Consider the following 22028-nt stretch of genomic DNA (forward strand, 5'->3'; position numbering starts at 1 on the left):
AAGGGAAAATTTGTTGTGTATTATGAGTTATAGATACCGACGGTCGGTATTAAAGAGGGGGAAGAAATATGGCAAGAAATAAATATCCAGAACAAACTTTAGAACAAATACTATCTGTATCAACAGTACTCTTTAAAGAAAAAGGTTATGAAAAGACTAGTATACAAGATATTATTGACAAGTTAGGTATGTCGAAGGGAGCGATTTATCACCACTTCAGATCAAAAGAAGAAATATTACTTGCAGTGATGGAGAAACAATTTAGTTATGCTACACAAATGTTTGATAATTTGATTAATAATACTCAAGCAGCTAATTCTAAAGAAAAACTTACGAAGATTTTAGAACACATTGTAGCAGATCCCAAAGCACATTCCATAGACAGTATCTTGATCACGCAGATAAAAAATCCCCAATTTGTCGTGACAGGAATTAAAAATGGTGTGAATAAGGATGCACCTAGTATTGCGAAAATCATGTTAGAGGGAAAAGAGGATGGGTCAATTAATACGGATTTTCCAACTGAATGTGCAGAAATTTTTATGCTGTTAGTAAATATTTGGATTAATCCTATTCTATTTGAACGAGAACATGATGATACAGTTAATCGTTTAAGGTTTTTGCAACAGATGATGAAGGGATTGGGGGCGGATATTGTCAGTGATCAACTGATAAATAAACTATCTGAACATTATTCTGATATTGGAGGATACATTCAAAATGAATAACAATAAAATTGTAGTAAAAACAGAAAATCTGGTAAAAGTACTTTCTAATGTAGAAGTAATAAAAGGATGCAATATGACAGTTCGACAGGGGTCTATTTATGGTTTTTTGGGAGCGAACGGTGCGGGTAAAACAACCATTTTTAAAATTTTAACGGGTCTACTTACACCGACAGCTGGAAAAGTAGAAGTGCTTGGTATGGATGTTACTGTCAATAGGGATAAGATTTTAAGAAACATCGGCAGTATTATCGAAGTGCCTATTTTTTATGAACATCTTTCAGCAGAAGAAAACTTAAGTTTGCATCTTTCTTATTTGAACAGAGAAGAGGTTGATATTTCTAAAGCTTTAGAAAAGGTAGGGCTTGTTAACACAGGTTCACAGCCAGTCTCCAAGTTTTCATTAGGGATGCGACAACGATTAGGAATTGCAAGAGCATTAGTCCATCAACCCAAATTGTTGATATTAGATGAACCGATAAACGGACTAGATCCTTCTGGGATTCGCGATATGAGAAAATTGTTTTTGGATCTTGTGGATAATTATGGAATGACTATTCTGATTTCCAGTCATATTCTCAGTGAAATTGAGCAAATTGCTGATACAGTAAGCATCATTGTTGACGGAGTTATTAAAGGAGAAGCAACGTTGTCCGATATCAAAAAGCAGTATCCTGGTGGAATAGAGGAATTCTACTTTGAAATGATGAATAGGGGTGTCAAAATTGTTTAAATTAATGAAACTGGAGCTAAGACGAAATAATCTTAATACTTACATGAGGTTAAGTATGATTGGATGTATGTTTCTTATTGGATTTATCTATTTTGTAGCTATTGTAGCAAAAGTAGAAAATGAGCCGGATTTTCAAAATTATTCGAATATCTTTTTGTTCACTAGTATCATGAGTATGTTTTTTTTTTCCATCCTCTCCGCAACTATGTTTTCACGGTTTGTAATAGAAGAATATAAGGGGAAAAAGATGATACTTTTATTTTCTTATCCTGTCAATCGAAAAAAAATATTACTTTCTAAAATCGCGGTAGTTGTTGTGTTTTCAACTGCTTCAATGATTATCAGTAATATTCCTCCAATCGTTATTTTTAGTATTACTGAATCTTTCTCACCAATTGTTAATGATACGCTATCCTCAGAATTACTGTTTTCAGTCATTAAAACAATCATTATTTTGTCTATAGGTATGAATGGAATTACCTTAATTGCCATGAGAATAGGTTTTATCAATAAATCAATTCCTAGCACCATTGTGTCAGCTCTCTTGTTATGTGCTCTCTTTGGAAATGCTGTTATAGGCAGTTTTGAGAAAAGTACTTTAAGCCTGATTATATTAGCGATTTCTACAGCTGCAGGAATCATTGCCACAATGAATTTGATGGGGAAAATTAATAGAATCGAAGTGGAATGACTTTGCAAAAAATGACATTTTGATTATTACGTGTTGAAGATTGTTTTTGAATAGCTAAAATATGAAAAAAATAAATGAAAAGGAGAAAACGAAATGATTGGATATAGTGAATTAATTGATAGAAAAAAAGTGTGTTTAAATCATACGATATCAGATATTGCACTAGATTGGATCACAGGTGATATTCATATTTTTGAAAATGAGCATGATGAAATAAAAGTTGTTCAAGTCACCGATGCAAAGTTTCCAGAACATAAACTTTTTCATCATACAGTAAAAAACGGAAAGCTTTCCATTACAGATGGTAGGAAAAAGAAGATAAAAATTGGATTCAATCTTCATAAAACAAATTTAGAAATATATCTCCCTAAAAAACAATTTCAATCTATTTCTATTGACTGTACTGGAGTTAATTTGTTTGTCGATCATCTTGATACAATAAAATGCAAGTGTCATTTAACATCTGGCACTGCTAAACTTTCAGGGAAAATGGAGGAATTTACTTTCCATGCCATCGGATCTAATGTAGAGGGAGATTTTTTGGAAATTCAGAAATTACACTTACAGACGACAGCAACTAAAATAGATTTTTCGGGAAAATTTTCGGATCTAAATGTCAATGCAACTGGTAGAACTATTACAGTGAGTTCCTCAACTATGTTACAGAAAATCAAATCGATTTCTACAGGAGCAAATTTGAAAGTAGAGATCCCAGAAAATGACGGTTTTTCGTGTCATTTAAAAAAACTTTCAGGAAACTTTAAAAGCGATTTTTCTTTAATGCACTCTGGAGATTCTTATATATACAAAAATGGAAAAAATATATTTAGTGCAGAAATTAGAGGCGGTTCTTTTTCAATATCAAAAATTTAAAATACAACTAGTGATAACTGAAGTAGAATGCTACTTCAGTAAGTATCAAGAGAAGAAAGGTCTAGTGAGTTTTTACTTGATTTGACATATTATAATTCATCTTTATAAAGGAGAAAAAAACATGGAAATCCCATTTTTAGTAGGAACAGGAGTAGCTGTATTGGTGTTGTTAGTAGGGATTTTTGGATTAGTCAGTAAGAAGAACGGGAAACCCAACAAGTGGGCCTGGTGGTTGATAATAATTGCATGCTGTGCGTTTGTTAGTGCAATTATTAATTATGGCTTAATTTAAACAAATAATTATTGGGAGGCATTCTTGGAATTGGCTACTTTAAATAGAAACTTTGGAGTATTAGTTATTTGTCAGGTTATTACTTTATTTGGAAGCTCCATCCTAAGATTTGCATTATCATTATATATCCTTGATCTAACTGGGTCAGCAACAATATTTGGCTTAATATTAGCAATTTCAACAATTCCTACTATATTTTTAGCGCCTATTGGTGGTGCTATCGCCGATCGCACCAACCGAAGAAATTTGTTGGTAATACTTGATGTTATTAGTAGTGTCATAGTTGGCGGATTGGCAATATTTTTATTTACTAGTGAAACATCGATTATTCCGATGATTGGGATTGTTATGACTTTAATGATGATAGTTAGTGCTTTTTACCAACCTACTGTACAGGCAAGTATTCCTGTATTAGTGGAACAAGAAAAACTACTAGGGGCAAATGGTGTTGTGTCAGGAGTTTCTTCTATAACTAATTTTGCAGGTCCAGTTTTGGGAGGTCTTTTATATAGTATCTCAGGCATTGAAATGATCGTCATTATAACTTGTATCAGTTTTTTCCTCTCAGCTGTATTAGAGCTGTTCATAAAAATCCCATTTGAAAAGAGAGATCAACCTTATGGGGCAGTGAAGACAACTCTTCTGGATATTAAGGATGGAGTGTCATACATCGTAAAGGATAATCCATTTATATCCAAAGTAATATTAATAGCTGCAGCATTAAATTTATTTATTACACCACTATTTTTAGTAGGGATTCCGTATATTATCAAGATCACTTTAGGTATGAGCGATAGTTTATTTGGAATAACCCAAGGTGGTATTTCTTTGAGTATGATATTTGCGGCTATTGCAATTGGTATTATTTCAAAAAAACTTAAAGTAAATAATCTGTATCTCTGGTTTGTTGCAAGTGGATTTCTATTTATTCCAATGGCACTTACCATTTATCCTGAATTTGTAAATAATAATGGGGGAATAACCCTACAATACCTTATTTTCTTGTTAAGTTCAATGCTAATTATGTTCGCTATTACCATTATTAATATATTTATCATTACATTACTGCAACAACAAACTCCAAATTTATTGCTAGGAAAGGTAATGGCAATTTTAACAGCGGTTTCGACTTGTTCGGTACCTGTTGGTCAAGTATTATTTGGTACATTAATTGATAGATTTGCAGACTATGTATACACATTAGTATTTGCAGTAGCAGTTATAACAATCTTATTGGCATTAGGGACAAAAAGATTGTTTAGCACGGTTGAACAAGTGGATATCAATTCAGAAAGTATCAGTGAGTAAATAAAAGTAGTAAATGTATACAAAGCAAAAGGTAGAGTAGAATCGAGGAATGAATGGTGAAAGATATTAAATTGTTTTGCTTACCGTATGCTGGTTGATCTACTGTAATGTACAACTCACTTGAAAAATACATCAATGAAGTAATTGAAATTATTCCACTTGAGTATTAGGGACATGGAGAAAGAATTTTATTGTAATTTCAAAGAAATGGTCAGTGATATAGCAATAACTATTATAGAAAAATTAACTGATGCACCATTTGCCCTTCTTGGATATAGTATGGGAAGTTTAGTAGCATATGAAGTATACTATTTAAACCTTTTGATGAGCATAGTTGGATAGATGTGGGGATTGGTGGGTCTATTAGCCAGTCAAATACTTGAGCACCACTTAAACTAGGATATTCTTGAAGCCAGTTCACAATCCAATCGCGCTAAAGATCTAACTTTTTCTTTCGTTCAATTGAACCAAATTCTTCAACTGCTTCTTCAAATGTCATAGCCATATATTTATAAACTGTTTTTCGTGCTATTTCAACTGTTTAGCAATCTGTGATATTCGAAGTTTTTGTTCCCGTAACCGATGTATTTCTAGGTATAACATAAGCTTTTCCTATATTGGTTCAGCCCCTGTAAATGGGTAATTCTAGTTTGCTTGAATTGGCTTTATCGGTGAAAAAGTGTTCAAATGAAATGAGCAAAATCTGTTGATTTTATTTTAGCGATTATAATAGAACTATCAAAAAGATGGTTAGAATCGGCGAAGTGACTTATAGCACCAGCAAAGTGCCGGGAAAAAACAAAGCAACAGCTTCACATTGTGCCTAACCCCACCATACGATGTAGAAACTACTATAAGAGAACTATTTAATATAAGGGTGTACGTTGATATACTTACATTAATTTATATTTTAGTTAAAATAATGGACGCAACCAAAAATTGCGGGTGACAGTTGTTAAAACGTATGCCATTTATCTTTCACTAGTAGAAGACTCCTATCTCTAAGGTGGTGAAGTGTGCGGATGCGATCCCCTATCAGTGGGTGTCCTAACACCTACTAAATGACAGGCGAAATCAACCACACGTTATGGTGATGATGTAACAAATTGTTCGTAATTCATGTGTTGAAAGGGATGATCGATCGAAAATGCAAGCGACTGAAGTTGAATTGGGCTTACCGGCAAACAGCGTTCTGAATGATACATATAAAATAAAAGAAGTTATTGCTACTAGTAAATTGTCCTTTGTTTATATTGCAGAAAATACTCAAGAAGGGAATCAGCTAATTATTAAGGAGTTCTTTCCGAATGACATTGCTTTACGGGATTTGGATAATAAAACAGTCATTAATCGTTTGCCTTCAACAAAGCAGAAATTCGAGGATTTAAAAGCTATTTTTCTAAATGAAGCGTTAATTATGCAGCAAATAAATCATCGTAATATGGTCAAATATATTGACCACTTTGAAGAAAATGAGTCGATTTATATCATCATGGAGTATTATGAAGGAACGTTATTGGATCAATATTTAAAGGATTATCCTATTAATGATAGAGTTCATTTATACACTAATATTTTTCTCCCTCTTATTGATGCTTTATGCTATTTACATAAGAAAGGCATACTCCATCGTGACATTAAACCAAATAATATTTTGATTGATTCTGAAGGTAATCCATATTTACTAGATTTCGGTTCAGCGACTTTTTACAAAATAGATGAAAATTATCAAATATTTACTAGTCCAGGATATTCTCCTCTTGAGCAATATTCGACTATATCTGAGCAAGGTGTATATACAGATGTTTATAGTTTAGCAGCAACATTTTATTATTCTTTGACTGATGTTATTCCACCTGATATATCGCAGCGGTTGATAGAGGATAATATTAAGAATGTAAGAATATACAATAATAAGGTGAGTACTCTTTTATCTCAAACTATAATGTGGGGGCTGGCCGTGCAAGCGAAGAAGAGGTGCTCTTCATTAAAATATATGAAATTGGTCATTACTATTGAAGATATTGTCAATAGGATAATGAACCATTTTAAGGAAAATAATTCAAACTGACCAATAATTTAGGTAATGTGATTCTATGTTATCATTTTACAATTAAAGGTAGGTGCTTACGAAGCAGCTTATGGTGTAAAAAAAATACGCTATAAGCTGTTTTTTGATAAAAAAAAATGAATACATACACTTTATTCGTTAAAATATCATAAATTTCTCAATGCTTATTTTTTACCATGCACCCAATTAAATACATTTATTTTACAAAATATTCAAATGTAAATATTGACAATATAATTAGATGTTGTATAGTTACTTTGTGATACATATTGTCATCAGTGATGTAGAAGTAGGTGGTTAAGAATACAATTCTAACTGTATATTCTTTATCTTGCGTTACCATTTTATTACTTAATAGTAAATTTTTATTTAGTGCTCACTGATGATTATGCTTACTCGAAATTCGTTACAAAAGGGAGGGATGGCTGTATAATCATACGGCCGACTGAATGGAGATTATTAGTCAAACAAACAGAACCATGCTCTTTGAGGAAATTAATCCGGAAAAAATGGATTTAATTACGCTTGTTGGAGATGTAAAAGGAATTGACAGCCTTAGTGATGAAAAGATCAAAGAAATGAATGAATACCTTCTTGTCAAAAGCTTCGATGAATTTTTAGACAAGTTTTCTCCAACGGTTTATTCATTCTACAATGCTGCTAACCAAAAGGTTATGTATACATTAAAGAAACCAGAAGGAATTCAAGATGACTGTATTTCTGAAATAGCAATTGACCAAAATAATGATTTTTTGAAAATGCTCTTTACTCTAATTGATACGAAAAGAAGTCAGGGTATTGCGAATGTTGATTTTAAATTTGAAAATTTGCTAGATATGATCTCTCCTAAAAAGGTTATGGACGACATTCGACAAGTCAGAAAAGAAATCCATTACCTATACGGTGAATATGACAAATTAGATGACGGTGATCCAAAAAAATTGGATACAGGGGACAAGCTAAACTTGATGTTTGAAGTAGCAAGTAGAAATTACAACAATGTCATGGCGATGCTTCCTTTAGCAATTGAGGATATTAAAACAAGACTATTGTTAGGTGTTAATCAGGATGAAGATGAATCCGAAAAATTACAAATTGGGACACTTTCTATCGGTGATAATGGTGAATTAAAAATCATAGAGGCACCGCAAAATAATAGCTCAGAACTGATGGTTATTGAAGAAAATAGTAACTATGGTTTAAGCACAGTTTTTGAAGAGGATTATGAGGCGATTACAGAATCACCATCCTCCTATGTCAAAGATTTAGTCGTTAGAACTTTCTCTCCGTTACCAGCTGTGAAGGCAGAATTTGATGTAGAGACTGAAGTACAAAATTACAATACATACTTAGAATTCTATAAGGATGCTAAGGATGAATTTGTAAAAACTGTAAAGCCATTAATGGAAAAGCTATTGGGCGTAAAAATGTACTTCGACCAGTATGCAACTAAAAACAAAGGTATGCAGCCTTCGTTACTTGTAACGAACACAAAGTTAGATATGCTCGTTAAAAGTAATAATCTACCACGATTACGCACGTATTTAAATACAGTTAACTCGAAAAATGACTTTACAGATACGGTGTGGTATGGAATTGTTCCTGCTCTGGAACTAGAGGCATCTGGAAAAATGAAAGTAAGCAGAGCTAGATTTAAAGGGAACGATAAGGTTGCCAAGCAAGAAGGCAATACAATGGAATCGTTATCTATTCTTTTAGATACTGTGAAAGATTATAAAGTACAGATCTTCTTCAACTTCATGGCGGAAGAAGAAACGACTTTCAGTGGAATTGCTACTGCAGGTATTGATCGCCTAATCGATAAATGCTCAGTGCTTGTTCGAAAAGATTATAGTGAGTTTGCGATACCATGTTTACCGAACTTCACTATTATTCCTAAAGATAAATCAGGTGTAATCATTGATACAAGAATGCAGACAACAGAAAATGGAGCACGATTATCTAAAGAGAAAGAGGATATTTTAAAACTTTGGATAGAGGGCGTCTATGTTGGTGCTAGCTATGTAGCAGCAGGTATCGTTTCAGCTTATCAATGTCCAGAATATTTGAAAGACTCATTCAGAAGTGTTCAGAGAAATTATCCTGGTGTACGATTCGATATCGAAGCGGGTGATAACTCACTTAAAGCCGTTACAACAATGGCAAAAGAAATCTCAGGATTTACTAATAATATTAAAGATGCTATTAACAGCAGAAGCTTTGGCTTTGTATTCTCTTCGGAAAATGCGCAGCTGCAAGATAAAGATATTAAACGTATTACTGTGTATAAAGCTAGAAGTCTAGCGATGGAAGAAGATGGATTTGATTCAATCTACAAAACACAAGTTAGTACGTATATTGAGAGAATTTTACGATTCCAATCAGGCGACTTTAAGCACGAAAATATCGTTCGATTCTTTAGTAATAATCCGAGTAGCCAAAAAAGCAAATGGCTTCAAGAAAAAGGCTATGTAAACTCCATTATTCACGATGGAGATGACATCGGCTACATTATCGATGAAAAAACAAGCACATGTCAGATTGACCTAGTGTTTAACGGTAATGTGAAGAATCTTGAAGTCATGATTACAAAGGCAAGTAGTGCTGTTAAGGCCTAACAAGTTTACACAGACAATCAAAAACTTTTTAACTTCTTTCAGCATATCTCTTTTGTACCGAAAGCGAAGCGGCAGGTACAGAAGTCTCCCACCTCTATAGGTGGTGAGATGAATGCGAATTTAAGCTACTTTTCAGCGAGTATCCAAACACCCGCTGAAAGAAGTTAAAGCCTCCGGCGGATGTCACGGAATCGGAAAGGAATTCTTTGTGCAAGCACAAAGCCGATTCCGGACGCAATTATGCCGAGGCATAATTGATGTAGTATGTTTAAGATTTACTCATAAATCTTTTAACATAAATAGAATCTTCCATAAATTTGCAAGGTGAAAACATTACATATTTCTTCATGTTTAATGTGTTTGCATTAGGCGTGGAGAAATGCATACAGCTAGTTATAAATTCACCTAAAGCAATTTATTGAGACGATTCAACAAATACTAGGAGGTACTAAAAATGGGTTTTGTATTAAAAGTAGAAGGATCAGAAGCAATTGAACTAGGGTTAGATAGCATTATGTCTGTTCAGTATGAAACAGACACTCCAGATGACTCTAACGCACGTTCTACAGATGTAGGAGCAACTTTAAAAATAAGAGGTAAAATCCTTACTGCAACTGATGGTGACAATTCTGATGATACGATGAAATTAGGATTGTGGTCATTAGTACCAGCTGAAAAAGCTGACTGTTACCGTAAAGTAACATTAGAAGTTATTTCTGCTGATCAAGTAGTAAGAAAAATTAATTTCCCAAATGCTTTTGTCGTTGACTATTCAGAAAAATATGGTGACACAGAAGGTATTGGTGAATTTTTCTTATTCATTAAGCAAAAGAAAGACAAAACAGACTTGGCGAAAATCGAAGGCGGCTACGCTGTCTAAGATTGTTGCTTGATAGACACTCCACATTATCTAAGGGACTTTCATAGTTCCTTAGATAATTTTGAATAATCCTAATACTGGGGATGAAAAACATGAAAACGCATTATGAAACTTTAGGTGTCAGTAGAGATGCTACACCAGAACAAATAAAACTCGCTTATCGAAAACTATCAAAAAAACATCATCCAGACGTGAGCGGTGGAAACAAAGAATCTGAAAAGATTTTTTTAGCAGTGACAGAGGCATACAAAGTACTGAAGGATCAAACGTCAAGAGAAGCATATGATGCTCAACTAGATGGGGCTGGTCAAAGTTGGAGTAATGGACAAACTTATGAAAAACAGTCTACACGCCAACAGTCTACTGAAAAAAAGCCAGATTTTAATATGAGCAATATTGAAAAAAACTTTGAGCACTTTTTTGGCTTTAATCCTAAAACGAGAGAAATGGGATCAACCCTTAACAAGAATGCAAAGAAGAATCCACTAGATACAACAGATTTATTTGAACGTTTTTTTAACAAGTAAAACGAAGCCATAGCTAGTATGAAGGAGTGTGATACCATGTATGGTCAAAATTCAATGGATGCATACACTGAAAACGCAAAGAAACAAATGATTATAAAAGTTATGGATATCATTATTGTCATAATCGCCTTCTTTTTCATTCTTTACGTATTTGTCATGAATCAGGAGTTTATGTTGAAAACAATTATTGGACTTATGTTGGTCATACTAGCAATTGTTTATGGCTCTGTTAAGTATGAAGCAAGAGATAAAAAAGATGATGTGACAAACAAAAAAATTCGAAAATTAGTTCTCCTCAATGATCGAGGAGCTGAAATAGATGAATGGGAGATAGATGACCAAACATCATTACTTATTGGGAAAAGTTCAGCTGACAATAAGGCAGATATCGATTTAAGCGGTACAGAATATGAATCGCTTATCAACTATGAACATGCCGTATTAAACAATGTTTCTGGAGTATGGTACATAGAGGATATTGATTCTGTAAATGGTGTTGGACTAAAAAAAGCTCATAAGCGCGTTAAAAATAGAATACAACACGAAAGCCCTTACCCAATCGGTAATGGAGACATGATATACATAGCAAATACGCGAATTTTAGTGAAATAGAGACAACTAAATTCGTAACATAGACGGGGGATAGCGAAAATGAGTTTGATTAGATGTACAAATGGTCACATGTTTAGTTCAAGAAGACATAGAAATGTTTGTCCATATTGCAATGTAATGGTGGAACAAGAGCAAAGACCAAGCAGTCAGCAAGTAGCTGTAGCTGAGGTAGATGATAAAACAATGCCATATCTCGGAGAAATGGATGGCATTGATCCGGTAACGGGATGGTTAGTTTGTATTGAAGGGCCACAAATGGGTCGAGACTATCGGATTTTATCGGAAAAAAACTTTATTGGTAGAGCCGAGGATATGCACATTCGTATTGTTGGAGATAATTCAATTTCTCAGCGTAACCATGCAGTCATTGTTTATGATCCTAAAAAAAGAAACTTTTATCTACTTCCAGGAGATGCATCAGGCTTAGCTTATCTTAATAATGAAGCGGTTTATACGCCAACAGAGCTTGCTGCGTATGATGTTATTCAGTTAGGCAGAAGTATGTTTCTTTTTATTCCCTTATGTGGTGTTCATTTTGAATGGGAAAACAACAACAGTGAGGAATGATGACAAATGGATCCGAAACTACTGCCTTACATAATTTCGCTTATTTTTATCGTTGTACTCGTTGCCTTATTAATCATTCGAAACATGCTTGCGCAACAAAATGAAAAAAACAAAATAGAAATCGGAAATGGACAAACAATTGGCAGACGTGATGAGCAAGATGATTATTTCTCAACAGCTGAAACGAATGATGGGACAATTGCTGTCCTGGCAGATGGTATCAGTGGTTTAGCAAATGGTAGGATGGCAAGCACGGTTGCTGTCAATACATTTATTGAAGAATTTAAAAAGCTTAGCGGTCTAAATACGCTAGAAAAATTTTTTAAGGAGGCAGCTTTTGCAAGTAATCATATGATTGTCGAAAATTTAAATGGCTCGAATGGTGGTACTACATTAGTGGCAGCCGTTATTGATGATAACGGATTTCTTCACTGGGGAGCCGTTGGAGATAGTGTCATAACCATTTTTCGAAACGGAGAATTTAAGGCAATCAATCAAAAGCATATTTTTGAATCAGTGTTAACTGAGCGATATATATCTGGTGAAATATCTCAGCTTGAGGTGCAGGAAAATCCTTTGAAAAAGAGACTTATCAATTATTTAGGGTATGAAGGCTTTAAAAATATGGATATAGGAAAAAGTCCAATTCCGCTAAATAGAGGGGATAAGGTATGTCTATTTAGTGATGGAGTCTATGATACTTTAACAGAGGTTGAAATGGAAAAAATTCTCTCTCAGCAAGCTACTCCCTATGATATTGCTCAAGACATTATTAAAGCCGTTGAACAAAAACGCTTAAAAAATCAAGATAATGCAACCATCGTTATTCTAGAAAAAACATGGTAATCATTTTACTTGTCGTTTTTAAATGAGTCAGTAAATAAGGAGGAGTAATCATGAGAAAGGAAAATAGCAACTTTAAAACAAGCTTTTTATCCGAAGCGGGCTCATTTTTGCAAAATAAAGATTACTTTGCCTATACAGAGCTGGACGATATAGCCTGCTGGGTAGCTATAAAAGGGTTAGATTCTGATCAGGAAATAAGTAGTGCAGAGCTTGCTGTAAAGGCAATTTTAGAAAAATTTATGGAAAAGCCATCCATGTCTAGAAGAAGCATTAAAAAATATTTGAAAAATGCGCAAGACATACTTCAAGCTCAAAGCTTAAGGGTGAGATTGAAAGCTAGTATTGTCATGGTTGTCTCAGATTACTCAAAGATGATTGTGGCAGTTGCCGGAAATTCGAGACTGTATCATTTCCGTAATGGTACTTTATCGTATAAAAGCACAGACCAAAGCTTAGCACAAGAGATCGTGAATAATAGGAATCGTTCGCTCGACATTAGCCAGCATGAGGAAAGAACCAATTTACTAAATTATCTTGGTAAACCAAAAGATTTTCAGCCTTTTGTTTCTAAGAAAATGAAGTTAATGGATGACGATGTACTAGTGCTTTGTACAGCCGGCTTTTGGGAAGATGTCAATGAAATTGAAATGGCAGATGCGTTGGAAGAAGCAAAAGAGCCTGAGCAATACATTGATTTATTAGAAGAGGTTTTGTTAAGTAGGCAAAAGAAAGTTGTTAATAATTACACAATTGCAGCTATATTTGCTAACAAGGTTTATCAGGAAACAAATAAGAAAAAAATGAAATACATCAAAATGATTGCAGCTGCATTAGTGCTAGCTTTGGTCGTAGGTGGAGGCACGATTTTTTATCAGGCAAAACAAGCTAAAAAAATGGCTGAATTAACCGTAGAGATGAAAGATCATGAAAAGAGCGGAAACCAGTATTTTCAAGATGGAACTTATGATAAGGCACTGCTGGAATATAGCGAGGGCAGGAATGCGGCTAAAAAATTGAAGGATCCAATACATAGAAATATACTAGCTAGAAAATTAAGAGTTACCGATCTGATTATTAGTGGAGATAAATCCGCGGAAGAAGGTAAATTTAACGATGCGCTTGAGTCATATGAAAAGGCTAAAAAAGAAGGAAAGCTTATTAAAGACTTTGGGAAAGGAGTAGTTGAACAAAGAATCGCCAATATGGATACTATTGTACAAATTGCTGAAGCTGTGAAAGATGGAGATTTCCGATTTGAGGCAGAGGATTACAATGGGGCTCTTGAAACGTATCAAAAGGCAAGAAAAAAAGCCCTGACAATTGCCTATACTGGGGAACCTGAAATAAAGACAAAAATAGAAGATACAGAGGCTAAAATTGCTGAATTAAAAAAGGCCCAGAAGGAATTAAAGGCTGAGGGCTTAGAAAAAAGCGGAGATCAGAGCTATGCACGCCAAGAGTTTGGGAAAGCGATTGAATATTATACACTTGCACAGGAAATTTATCAGGAAACAGAGCTACTGTCGAAGGTTTTAGGTCTTGAGCGAAAGGTTATGAATACCAATGATAAATTAAATCCTCCTCCTCAACCGCAAACTGCTGATAATGCAGCACCACCTACGAATGAAGGGACAACTGCCAGTGAGCCATCTAATGCTGAAGTGATGAAAGAGGGAAAATAAATTGATGAAAGAGCTCATGATTGAACGGTTACGCAAAATAGAAGATTTAGAGCAACGTCAACTGCTAAAGGATATTGTCAGTGGCGTTTTTGTAAATTTAATCGATTATCAGGATGAAATGAACAAAAGGCTCGAGGAGCGCATATTCAACGAAATGGATGATGTTGAGAATAGGTTTGATATTTATGTGACGCTAAGTTCTAAGGAGGATGTTGATCCTATTCATGAATGCTTATTCCCGATGCGGCCAGCTGATTTAGAAAGTAAATCAATCAATATAAAAAAAATGCTTGAAGCGTTTAAAAACAATGAATCGGTAGAACTATTCACATTATTTCTTGAATGTGATTCCATGCAAATTCAACAGTTACTTGCTGAACAGCGACTCTTTAGTGGAAAGCTAGTAACGACAGAAGGACAAGTAGAGATTAAGGTCAGTCTTACACAAAATACGGACTATTTACAAGAGATTAACAAGCTGTATCCTCTTTTCCAAATAAATGGCTTACCATGGAAAACTATTAATCATCCATTCGTCTATAAATTTTTTAATATCAATTTAGTAGATTGCCCACCTTTAAATGAGGATGCCGAAATTACAGAAATAATTGTTGACTTAGAGGAGTATGAACAAGAAAAACGACTGAATATGGTTCCACTATGGAATATTGAACGTCATGAAGTCAAAAATGTCGGTTTTCCCATTCCTGCAATCGATAAGGTGAATTATGAGCATGTCCTTTCTATACGTAAAATCGGTAACGAGCATGGCTATCTTGTAGAGGCCGATGAGGATAATGTTCGTTACGTTAAACGTTCAGACAATGAATTGACAATTGTCTCACCCAGGGATAAGTCAGGGGTTTGGCAGTTAATAAAAATTGCAAAAATGGAAGATGAGAAAATCGGGAAATTAAATTACGAGCTTGTATCAAATAGAAGAATTGAGCATTTTATACACAAATTCGCTAACAAGTATACGGCTAATGTTAAAACGAAGGGCGAAATTACGCGTATGATTAATTCCTTCGAGGCTGCTGACAGCTTTGAACTTGTAGATGTCGAAATAGTGGACGCCTATTCTGGAACAAGCTTTACTCATTCTGCGAACACTTTCTTAACGGAAATGATAGGCGAAAATAATCATAAAAAAACGATGCTACTAAAGTTTAAGGCGAATGAGGAGAGAAACTTTATTGCAAACGATATTTTAAGCTTCCTCGTATCAGAAGTGCAACGGCATTTCTTTGAATATGAATGTGTAGGTGTTTGGCTATGAACTATATTTGGGATTTGCTCATTAAAGCTGAGGATGAAGGCCTTTCTAAAAAGGATATCTATTTTCATCTTGCCGAAACCTATTCACCTTATATGGAACTTAGTCCACAACTATTAAATGCACAGTATGTTGAACAGCACGTTGAAGTAAATCCATATTATCGCTATTACGGAATTTTTAATGGTCTCTTCCATCCAGATAATTCTGCGGATATTGAGTTTAGGAATTATCTTTTAGATACCGTACTGCATTTTTTAGCTGAAATTGATCGTATGCAGGGCATGAATAAACGAGAGTTCTATATTCGTTTTATCTTAAGAGAAATCGAAGCCAATGTATTTGGAAAATTGGTACGTGACAATATTCATGCCTTTACGAAAAAGGAGCAAGAAATAGTTGCGCTAAATATGCTAAGGCTTTATCAGACAGGTGAAGAAATCTACTTATTAAAGGATACGCTGAAAAGGCTCTTTAAAAATTGCATGATTTATGTGAAATCGGAGGACCAGGATGAACTGCTTTTATACATTCGTCAAAAGCAGACAGAACAAAATCAGCAAAAGGTCCAGCTTGTACAAGAAATTTTTCTGCCAATAGGCTTTCATATGGAGGTTTATTGGCAATATCACTTTGGCATTATTGATGCAGAGGAAACGATGAAGCTAGATCGAATAGCTCTTTACTAAACAGAGCAGAGGAGGGATTCCAATGACAACTAAATATTCATATAAGCTGTATGCCAATAAGCGTAATGCAGAAAAGAAATATATGACCTATACACGAGTAGAATTAATGGAAATGACAACCTTCCAGCTTAGAAATATTTGCTATAAGGAAAAGCTTGTAACTGGTCTAATTAATACACTGACAAGAGACGAGTTAATCGACAAGATTTTAAGATATCGTGGCTCTGAAGAAAACCCTCTTATTAGAGAAAAAAAAGATGGGGGCTTTGAACGAGTAGAAGCGGCCATGCAAGAGTATTTAAAAACACCGATGTCTGACAATGGTGACATTAAAATTCCTGCCAAAATGAGCTTATATAGCGGGATGAAGATCGATAAACCCGATCAGTATTTCGTGGAAACAGGCGGTTTTCTTGTTGAATCCAATGTACTACTAGTCAATGAGCAGCTGGATCTTTGCGGCATTCTTAATATCCTTAAAGACGACGAAGTCCCAAATCAATATTATTTCGCAGCTGATCAAGCGATAGGTATTCGGAAGACAAATAATAAAAACTACAGCTTTATTTTTTTAAGAAAGCAAGATTCTGAGTATATCTTTAAGACTTACTATCAGGAAACCCCACTTCCGCCAACAAATCTTCATTACTATAAGGTTCCAATACCAGATTTAGAGATTAAACAGCTGGAAACAACCAATGCCATTCTTGCCATTGATTTTGGAACAACAAATACAACAGCTGGTGTCTTTTTAGAGAGTGATTATGTGTCCTCTCCTTGTAGTCATGATTTATTAAATAACAGAATTCAGCTAAATAGCATCAATTTTGTCCAATTTCCAGATCCACTTCATCAAAACGAATGGATTGAAGTAGTGCCGACGGTCATGACTGTAGCAGATTGCTCAAATGCAGATCAAGTAAGCTACCACTACGGCTATGAAGCATTAAAAATGATGAAAAAAAATAGCTATACATCATTGGCTACAAAATTCCAAGGTATTAAACGCTGGGTTAGTAATTATGCCAAGTTGGAAGAGGTGATGGATGCCAACGGGAATACTGCACTTGTTCCACGGAGCCAAATTTTAAGAGAATTTATACTTTATATTATTCAAATGGCGGAGCACCAATTTAAATGTCGTTTCAAGCATTTACATATCTCCAGTCCCGTTAAGTTGAAAACACAATTTTTAGATATGTTTCGCGCGATTTTGCCTGAGTACCAAATCGAAACGGAGCATGCTCTCGATGAAGGAATGTCGGTTCTTTATAATACAATCGCCAATCAAATAGAAAATGATAGTTTTCTCGATGGCAAGGAATATAAAGCACTCGTAATCGATTGTGGTGGCGGAACAACAGACCTTTCTTCTTGTAAGTTTCGCATAGAGGACGGACATATTTCTTACAAAATTGATATTCATACTACCTATGAAAATGGAGATACGAATTTTGGTGGCAACAATATTACTTATCGTATTTTCCAATTTATGAAAATCGTCTTTGCAAACTATTATAGTCGAGGAAAAAGTGATTATGATATCGATGCATTAATTGACATTCCAGGTAAGGATATTTATCGATATGTAGACGACCATGGCGTGGAAGCAGTGTACGAGCAATTCGAAAAAGCCTTTTTAGATGCCGAATATATTATCCCTACCCGTTTTAAGGAATATGAAAATCGAACACGTGATGAGTACCTCCGTGTCCGCAATAATTATTATTTCTTATGGGAAATGGCAGAAGAGATGAAGAAGGAATTTTTCCGCAAAACAGGTATATTAAGAAGTCGTTTTTATGCGGATAGCGATATGCAACACGATAGTGATTTAAATGTCACAGCAGTAGATCGCTGGTGCCTGTCGTTGGTAGAAAACAACCAATTTAAGGAAGTTTATGACTTCCCGAATGTCTTTTTCAACATTAAAGAAATCAATCATCTCATAAAGGCAGATATTTATGATATCGTACGAGAGTTTTTAGAGGAATTTTATGAGACTGGCATACTGAGTGACTATTCTATCATTAAATTAACGGGACAGTCCTGTAAAATAGACGCATTTCGTGAGGCTTTAAAGGAATTTGTACCAGGACGCAGCATTGAATTTAGACAAAAGGCTGAAAATATCGGGAAAGTTCCAGAGTTAAAGCTTGCTTGTTTAAGGGGAGCACTTCGTTATTTAAATGCCAAGAAAATCGGCATGATCGAAACAGAAGTGACGAATCATGCACCAGTTGTCCCTTATGCTGTCAGTGCCTTTACACATAATCGTCAGGAAAAATTACTGATTAGTAGCTTAGAAAGACTGAATCAAATTCACGGGACGATTTCTCGCCCATGGGGTGTAAAAGAGGTGGAGTTTTACTTAACGGGCAGTGACAATCACTCAACGTATAAATACACGTACTTTAATCGTCAGGAGGATTATGTGCCTGTTCTTTATGAGAATATCGCAATGCACTATCAAGATAAAATTCCGCAGGACGAGACGGACTCCATCACGAATGGGGAAGTGAAGTTCTTCGTCTTTGCAGGTGAAGATCATTGGGGCTTCCATGTAGTTCCAGTAGCGAGAAAAGACGAGCAGCTGTTTATCGGACACAAGGAATTCTTTGCCTTCGAAACCGATTTGTCTGAGCTAGATTTCTTTGATGGATTAAAGTAAACGTGAAAAACAAGAAAAGAGGTGGGTGACAGCTTGTTTGCCAATCAATATCCACATTTTCAAAAAGGCCGCATTTTAAAGCGAGAAATGCTAGAAAATTTGCGAGATTACCCAAGAGATTTTTTAGATTTATATTTCCAAGATTATTCTAATGGCATTATTTCCGGTGCCAGAATTATTGTAGCAGATACAAGCCTCATCATTACAAAAGGCATTATCAAGCATAATGGAAAGCTCTATATGCTGCATAGTAGCTATGAGCTTCCTTATGAGGCGACAGGAAGCGAAACGATTGTAAAAGTACGTTTTGCTGAAGAAGTGAATGAATTAGATTTTAGAAACCATACGACAGAGATAGTCCTAGATGATTCGCTAGAGCTTGCACATAATGAGCTAGAGTTAGCGCGCTTTAAATTAAAATCGGGTGCCAAACTGCGTTCAGAGTATATTGATTTTCTTGATTTTGCTACTGAATACAATACGATCAATTATCTTCACTGTCAGTATGCAGGTTTTCAAAAAAGCACATATCATCCAATCATTTTGCAATATTTTGCACGAGAGCTGTTAAAAAATCGACCAGCTAATCCGTATGATGTCGCTTTTGCTTTAGAGTGCTTAAATCAGGAGCGCGTTCAACGAGATGCAATCGATTTCTATATTTGCAATCGACTAGAGCTTGATTACCAAACATTTTCTAATAGTCAGATTCATAAATACTTGAACCGTATTTTATTGGAATCAAAACGTGGTGGTCGTATGACAGGGCACAGCCAAGGGCGACCAAAGCGCATGATTGTTGACTAGTTAATGGCCTGCAGATGAAAAACGTTCAAGAAACGGAAGGTGAATGGGTTGAAATTTTTAGATGAAAAAATTATTGCTCTTAGAAACGAAATGCGAGAGCAGGAACAATATGAATTAGCTCAAAAGGAAGCAGCTTTAAAAGAGGAGCAAGCGCCGCAGGAGGAGCCTTTACAGGAGGAACAGTCTGAGCTAGAAGCAATTGACCTTTACCAGGACTTTGTCAATATAGATGAACAGGAAGTGCCGGTCATTGATCAGCGTGTTATGGATGGAAAAATTTCGTTCCGAATGCCGGAGGTATTTTCGATTATGCCAGCTGAGTTAGCCTCATTAAAATACCCTTCAGAACGAAGACCAAACATTATTTATACGGATGAATCATCTACGATCAATCTAGCCTTCAACAAGACATCGCATTCGTTACCTGATGAGGGTGTAGCTGAGTTTCAGGAAAATATGATTGACGTTCTTGAGCAAGCTCAGCCTGCAGCACAATGGTTTGATACAGCTGTAATCAAAATAGATGACAAAACAGTTGGCTTTATCGAGGTCATTACACCAGCTATTGATGGCGAGATTTTTAATTTAATGTTCTTTGTATCGATTGATGGGAAAGCACTTATCGCTACGTTCAATTGTACGGAGGAGGATACCGAGACTTGGCGTCCTATCGCTAGGGCGATGATGGAAACAATGCAATTTGCTCCTAACGGAAGGATAGGAGGGGGAGTACGATGAGTGGATTAGTAACTGCCTATCATAATCTTCAAGTACTGCCATTTAAGCTAGTGAGCATTCAAGAGCTTACGCTTACAAAGAAAATGAACGAGCATGCGACATTACGCTTCACGGGTATCGTGCCTGAGGAAGTTCGAGATCAGTATGTCGAAATGACAGAGGTACATTCAGCGATTGAAGTGAATCAGCTCAATCATTTAGGTGCACCTACCCCATTATTTAAGGGGGTTATATTAGGTGTCAAAGTACATACAATTCGGGGAATTTACTACATCGAAGTCGAAGCTGCTTCCAACACCTACTTCCTCGATATTCAGAAGAAAAATCGCTCCTATCAAGATAAAGAGCTAACCTATTCGTCTCTATTCAAGCTCATGAGTCCATATTATCCTGGTCTCGATGTAATCGATGAGGCTACAAAGGGAGCGAATTTAGGCAAGTTTACCCTACAGTACCGAGAAACCGATTGGGAATTTTTAAAACGTCTTGCCTCCCGCTATAACACTGGACTAGTTCCTGCAACTACTTTTGACAAGCCAAAGTTCCATTTTGGTATACCTGCTGGCAAAGCAAAAGGAAAGCTAGAAGACTATCACTATACGACAAGAAAAAAACTAGCAGACTATCTCCTCTATACAGAGAACGGCAATCAAGGTATGGGGGAGCATGACTTTTTGTATTATGAAGTGGAAACCGATAAGGTACTTGCCATAGGAGACTACGTAACCTTCCATGAGAAAACACTCTACGTTTGTGAAGCCTATATGTCGATGAAGGATGGCTTACTAAAGCATCGTTATACACTATCAACGAATAATGGCATGAACAAAAGTGAAATATTTAACGATGAAATTTCGGGTGTCTCTATTGAAGGTAAAGTGTTAGAAGTTGCCAAGGATCATATTAAGGTCCATCTAAATATTGATGAAAAACAGGATAAAGGGAAGGCGCATTGGTTCCTTTATTCAACGCCTTATACAGCTGAAGGGCATAGTGGCTGGTATTGTATGCCTGAAATTAACGACTTTATTCATGTGTATTTCCCCTCGCATCAAGAGGAAGAGGGAATTGCTAGCAGCTCGATTCGAAAAAATTTAAACAGCACCGCGACCAATAAACTAGATGATCCTTCGACGAAATATTATAGAACAGCCTTTGGCAAAGAAATTAAGATGAGCCCAACAGAAATTGTCATTACAGCAAAGGATAACGATGTTTTTATCCGTTTAAATGAAGCGAGCGGTATCGAAATTTTTAGTAAAAAGGAAATTAAGCTTATTTCCGAGGCAGATATTTCAGTCAATGCAAGCAAGAAAATTCTTATGTCTGCTGAGGAAGAAATTTCATTAAAATGCAAGGAAAGTAAAATAACGATGGATGGCAGTGTGCAAATTTTCGGGAAAGAAGTAAAGGCCAATTAGG

General features: G+C 35.5%; 21 protein-coding genes. All 21 read left to right on the forward strand.

The features are described from left to right. Positions 1-68 precede the first annotated feature (68 nt). The 21 genes from ACMZ42_RS10880 to ACMZ42_RS10980 all read left to right on the forward strand — a co-directional run bounded on the left by ACMZ42_RS10880 (position 69) and on the right by ACMZ42_RS10980 (position 22027). Positions 69-728 (forward strand): TetR/AcrR family transcriptional regulator, encoded by a 660-nt coding sequence (locus tag ACMZ42_RS10880; RefSeq protein ID WP_415731456.1) that lies wholly within the window; start codon positions 69-71, stop codon positions 726-728. After that, positions 721-1458 carry an ABC transporter ATP-binding protein gene (locus ACMZ42_RS10885; protein WP_415731457.1) on the forward strand — a complete coding sequence of 246 codons (738 nt, stop codon included), beginning with the start codon at positions 721-723 and terminating at the stop codon, positions 1456-1458. The genes ACMZ42_RS10880 and ACMZ42_RS10885 overlap by 8 nt, the downstream gene beginning before the upstream one ends. Then, positions 1442-2149, forward strand: a complete 708-nt coding sequence (locus ACMZ42_RS10890) for an ABC transporter permease (protein ID WP_415731458.1) — start codon at positions 1442-1444, stop codon at positions 2147-2149. Before ACMZ42_RS10885 ends, ACMZ42_RS10890 begins: the two co-directional genes overlap by 17 nt. A 93-nt stretch (positions 2150-2242) precedes the next feature. Next, complete coding sequence (locus tag ACMZ42_RS10895; protein WP_415731459.1) at positions 2243-3022, forward strand: DUF4097 family beta strand repeat-containing protein; 780 nt, start codon at positions 2243-2245, stop codon at positions 3020-3022. A gap of 121 nt (positions 3023-3143) precedes the next feature. Next, positions 3144-3314, forward strand: a complete 171-nt coding sequence (locus tag ACMZ42_RS10900; RefSeq protein WP_370080635.1) for a hypothetical protein — start codon at positions 3144-3146, stop codon at positions 3312-3314. Between the two features lie 30 nt (positions 3315-3344). Further along, positions 3345-4622: an MFS transporter gene (locus tag ACMZ42_RS10905; RefSeq protein ID WP_415731460.1), complete on the forward strand. Its 1278-nt coding sequence runs from the start codon at positions 3345-3347 to the stop codon at positions 4620-4622. 174 nt (positions 4623-4796) lie between these two features. Continuing rightward, on the forward strand, positions 4797-4964 hold the full coding sequence (locus ACMZ42_RS10910) for a thioesterase domain-containing protein (RefSeq protein ID WP_370080641.1): 168 nt from the start codon (positions 4797-4799) through the stop codon (positions 4962-4964). Positions 4965-5769: 805 nt separating this feature from the next. After that, the gene (locus ACMZ42_RS10915; protein ID WP_370080643.1) at positions 5770-6693 is read left to right on the forward strand and encodes a serine/threonine-protein kinase; all 924 of its coding nucleotides are present in this window, start codon (positions 5770-5772) and stop codon (positions 6691-6693) included. A 449-nt stretch (positions 6694-7142) separates the two neighbouring features. Further along, a complete protein-coding gene (locus tag ACMZ42_RS10920; RefSeq protein ID WP_415731461.1) occupies positions 7143-9311 on the forward strand; it encodes a transcriptional regulator in 2169 nt (722 codons plus the stop codon). Between the two features lie 454 nt (positions 9312-9765). After that, positions 9766-10191 carry a membrane-associated protease 1 gene (locus ACMZ42_RS10925; protein ID WP_370080647.1) on the forward strand — a complete coding sequence of 142 codons (426 nt, stop codon included), beginning with the start codon at positions 9766-9768 and terminating at the stop codon, positions 10189-10191. A 92-nt stretch (positions 10192-10283) separates the two neighbouring features. Further along, positions 10284-10718: a J domain-containing protein gene (locus tag ACMZ42_RS10930; protein WP_415731462.1), complete on the forward strand. Its 435-nt coding sequence runs from the start codon at positions 10284-10286 to the stop codon at positions 10716-10718. A 36-nt stretch (positions 10719-10754) separates the two neighbouring features. Then, positions 10755-11330 carry an FHA domain-containing protein gene (locus ACMZ42_RS10935; RefSeq protein WP_370080651.1) on the forward strand — a complete coding sequence of 192 codons (576 nt, stop codon included), beginning with the start codon at positions 10755-10757 and terminating at the stop codon, positions 11328-11330. 39 nt (positions 11331-11369) lie between these two features. Continuing rightward, positions 11370-11897: an FHA domain-containing protein gene (locus ACMZ42_RS10940; protein ID WP_370080653.1), complete on the forward strand. Its 528-nt coding sequence runs from the start codon at positions 11370-11372 to the stop codon at positions 11895-11897. 6 nt (positions 11898-11903) lie between these two features. After that, positions 11904-12743, forward strand: coding sequence for a PP2C family protein-serine/threonine phosphatase (locus ACMZ42_RS10945; RefSeq protein WP_415731463.1), 840 nt, complete (start codon positions 11904-11906; stop codon positions 12741-12743). 50 nt (positions 12744-12793) lie between these two features. Then, entirely contained in the window at positions 12794-14425 is a 1632-nt protein-coding gene (locus ACMZ42_RS10950) for a serine/threonine protein phosphatase (protein WP_415731464.1), read from the forward strand. 4 nt (positions 14426-14429) lie between these two features. Beyond that, on the forward strand, positions 14430-15704 hold the full coding sequence (locus tag ACMZ42_RS10955) for a normocyte-binding protein (protein ID WP_415731475.1): 1275 nt from the start codon (positions 14430-14432) through the stop codon (positions 15702-15704). Then, complete coding sequence (locus tag ACMZ42_RS10960) at positions 15695-16390, forward strand: iron-dependent peroxidase (RefSeq protein WP_415731465.1); 696 nt, start codon at positions 15695-15697, stop codon at positions 16388-16390. Before ACMZ42_RS10955 ends, ACMZ42_RS10960 begins: the two co-directional genes overlap by 10 nt. Positions 16391-16412: 22 nt before the next feature. Further along, positions 16413-19061 carry a molecular chaperone gene (locus ACMZ42_RS10965; protein ID WP_415731466.1) on the forward strand — a complete coding sequence of 883 codons (2649 nt, stop codon included), beginning with the start codon at positions 16413-16415 and terminating at the stop codon, positions 19059-19061. 33 nt (positions 19062-19094) lie between these two features. Next, a complete protein-coding gene (locus tag ACMZ42_RS10970; RefSeq protein ID WP_415731467.1) occupies positions 19095-19868 on the forward strand; it encodes a DNA and RNA helicase in 774 nt (257 codons plus the stop codon). A gap of 39 nt (positions 19869-19907) precedes the next feature. Then, the gene (locus ACMZ42_RS10975) at positions 19908-20606 is read left to right on the forward strand and encodes a hypothetical protein (protein ID WP_415731468.1); all 699 of its coding nucleotides are present in this window, start codon (positions 19908-19910) and stop codon (positions 20604-20606) included. Continuing rightward, positions 20603-22027 (forward strand): hypothetical protein, encoded by a 1425-nt coding sequence (locus tag ACMZ42_RS10980; protein ID WP_415731469.1) that lies wholly within the window; start codon positions 20603-20605, stop codon positions 22025-22027. The genes ACMZ42_RS10975 and ACMZ42_RS10980 overlap by 4 nt, the downstream gene beginning before the upstream one ends. Position 22028: the final 1 nt, after the last annotated feature.

The organism is Lysinibacillus sp. NPDC056185 (assembly GCF_047737915.1).
Taxonomy (GTDB): domain Bacteria; phylum Bacillota; class Bacilli; order Bacillales_A; family Planococcaceae; genus Lysinibacillus.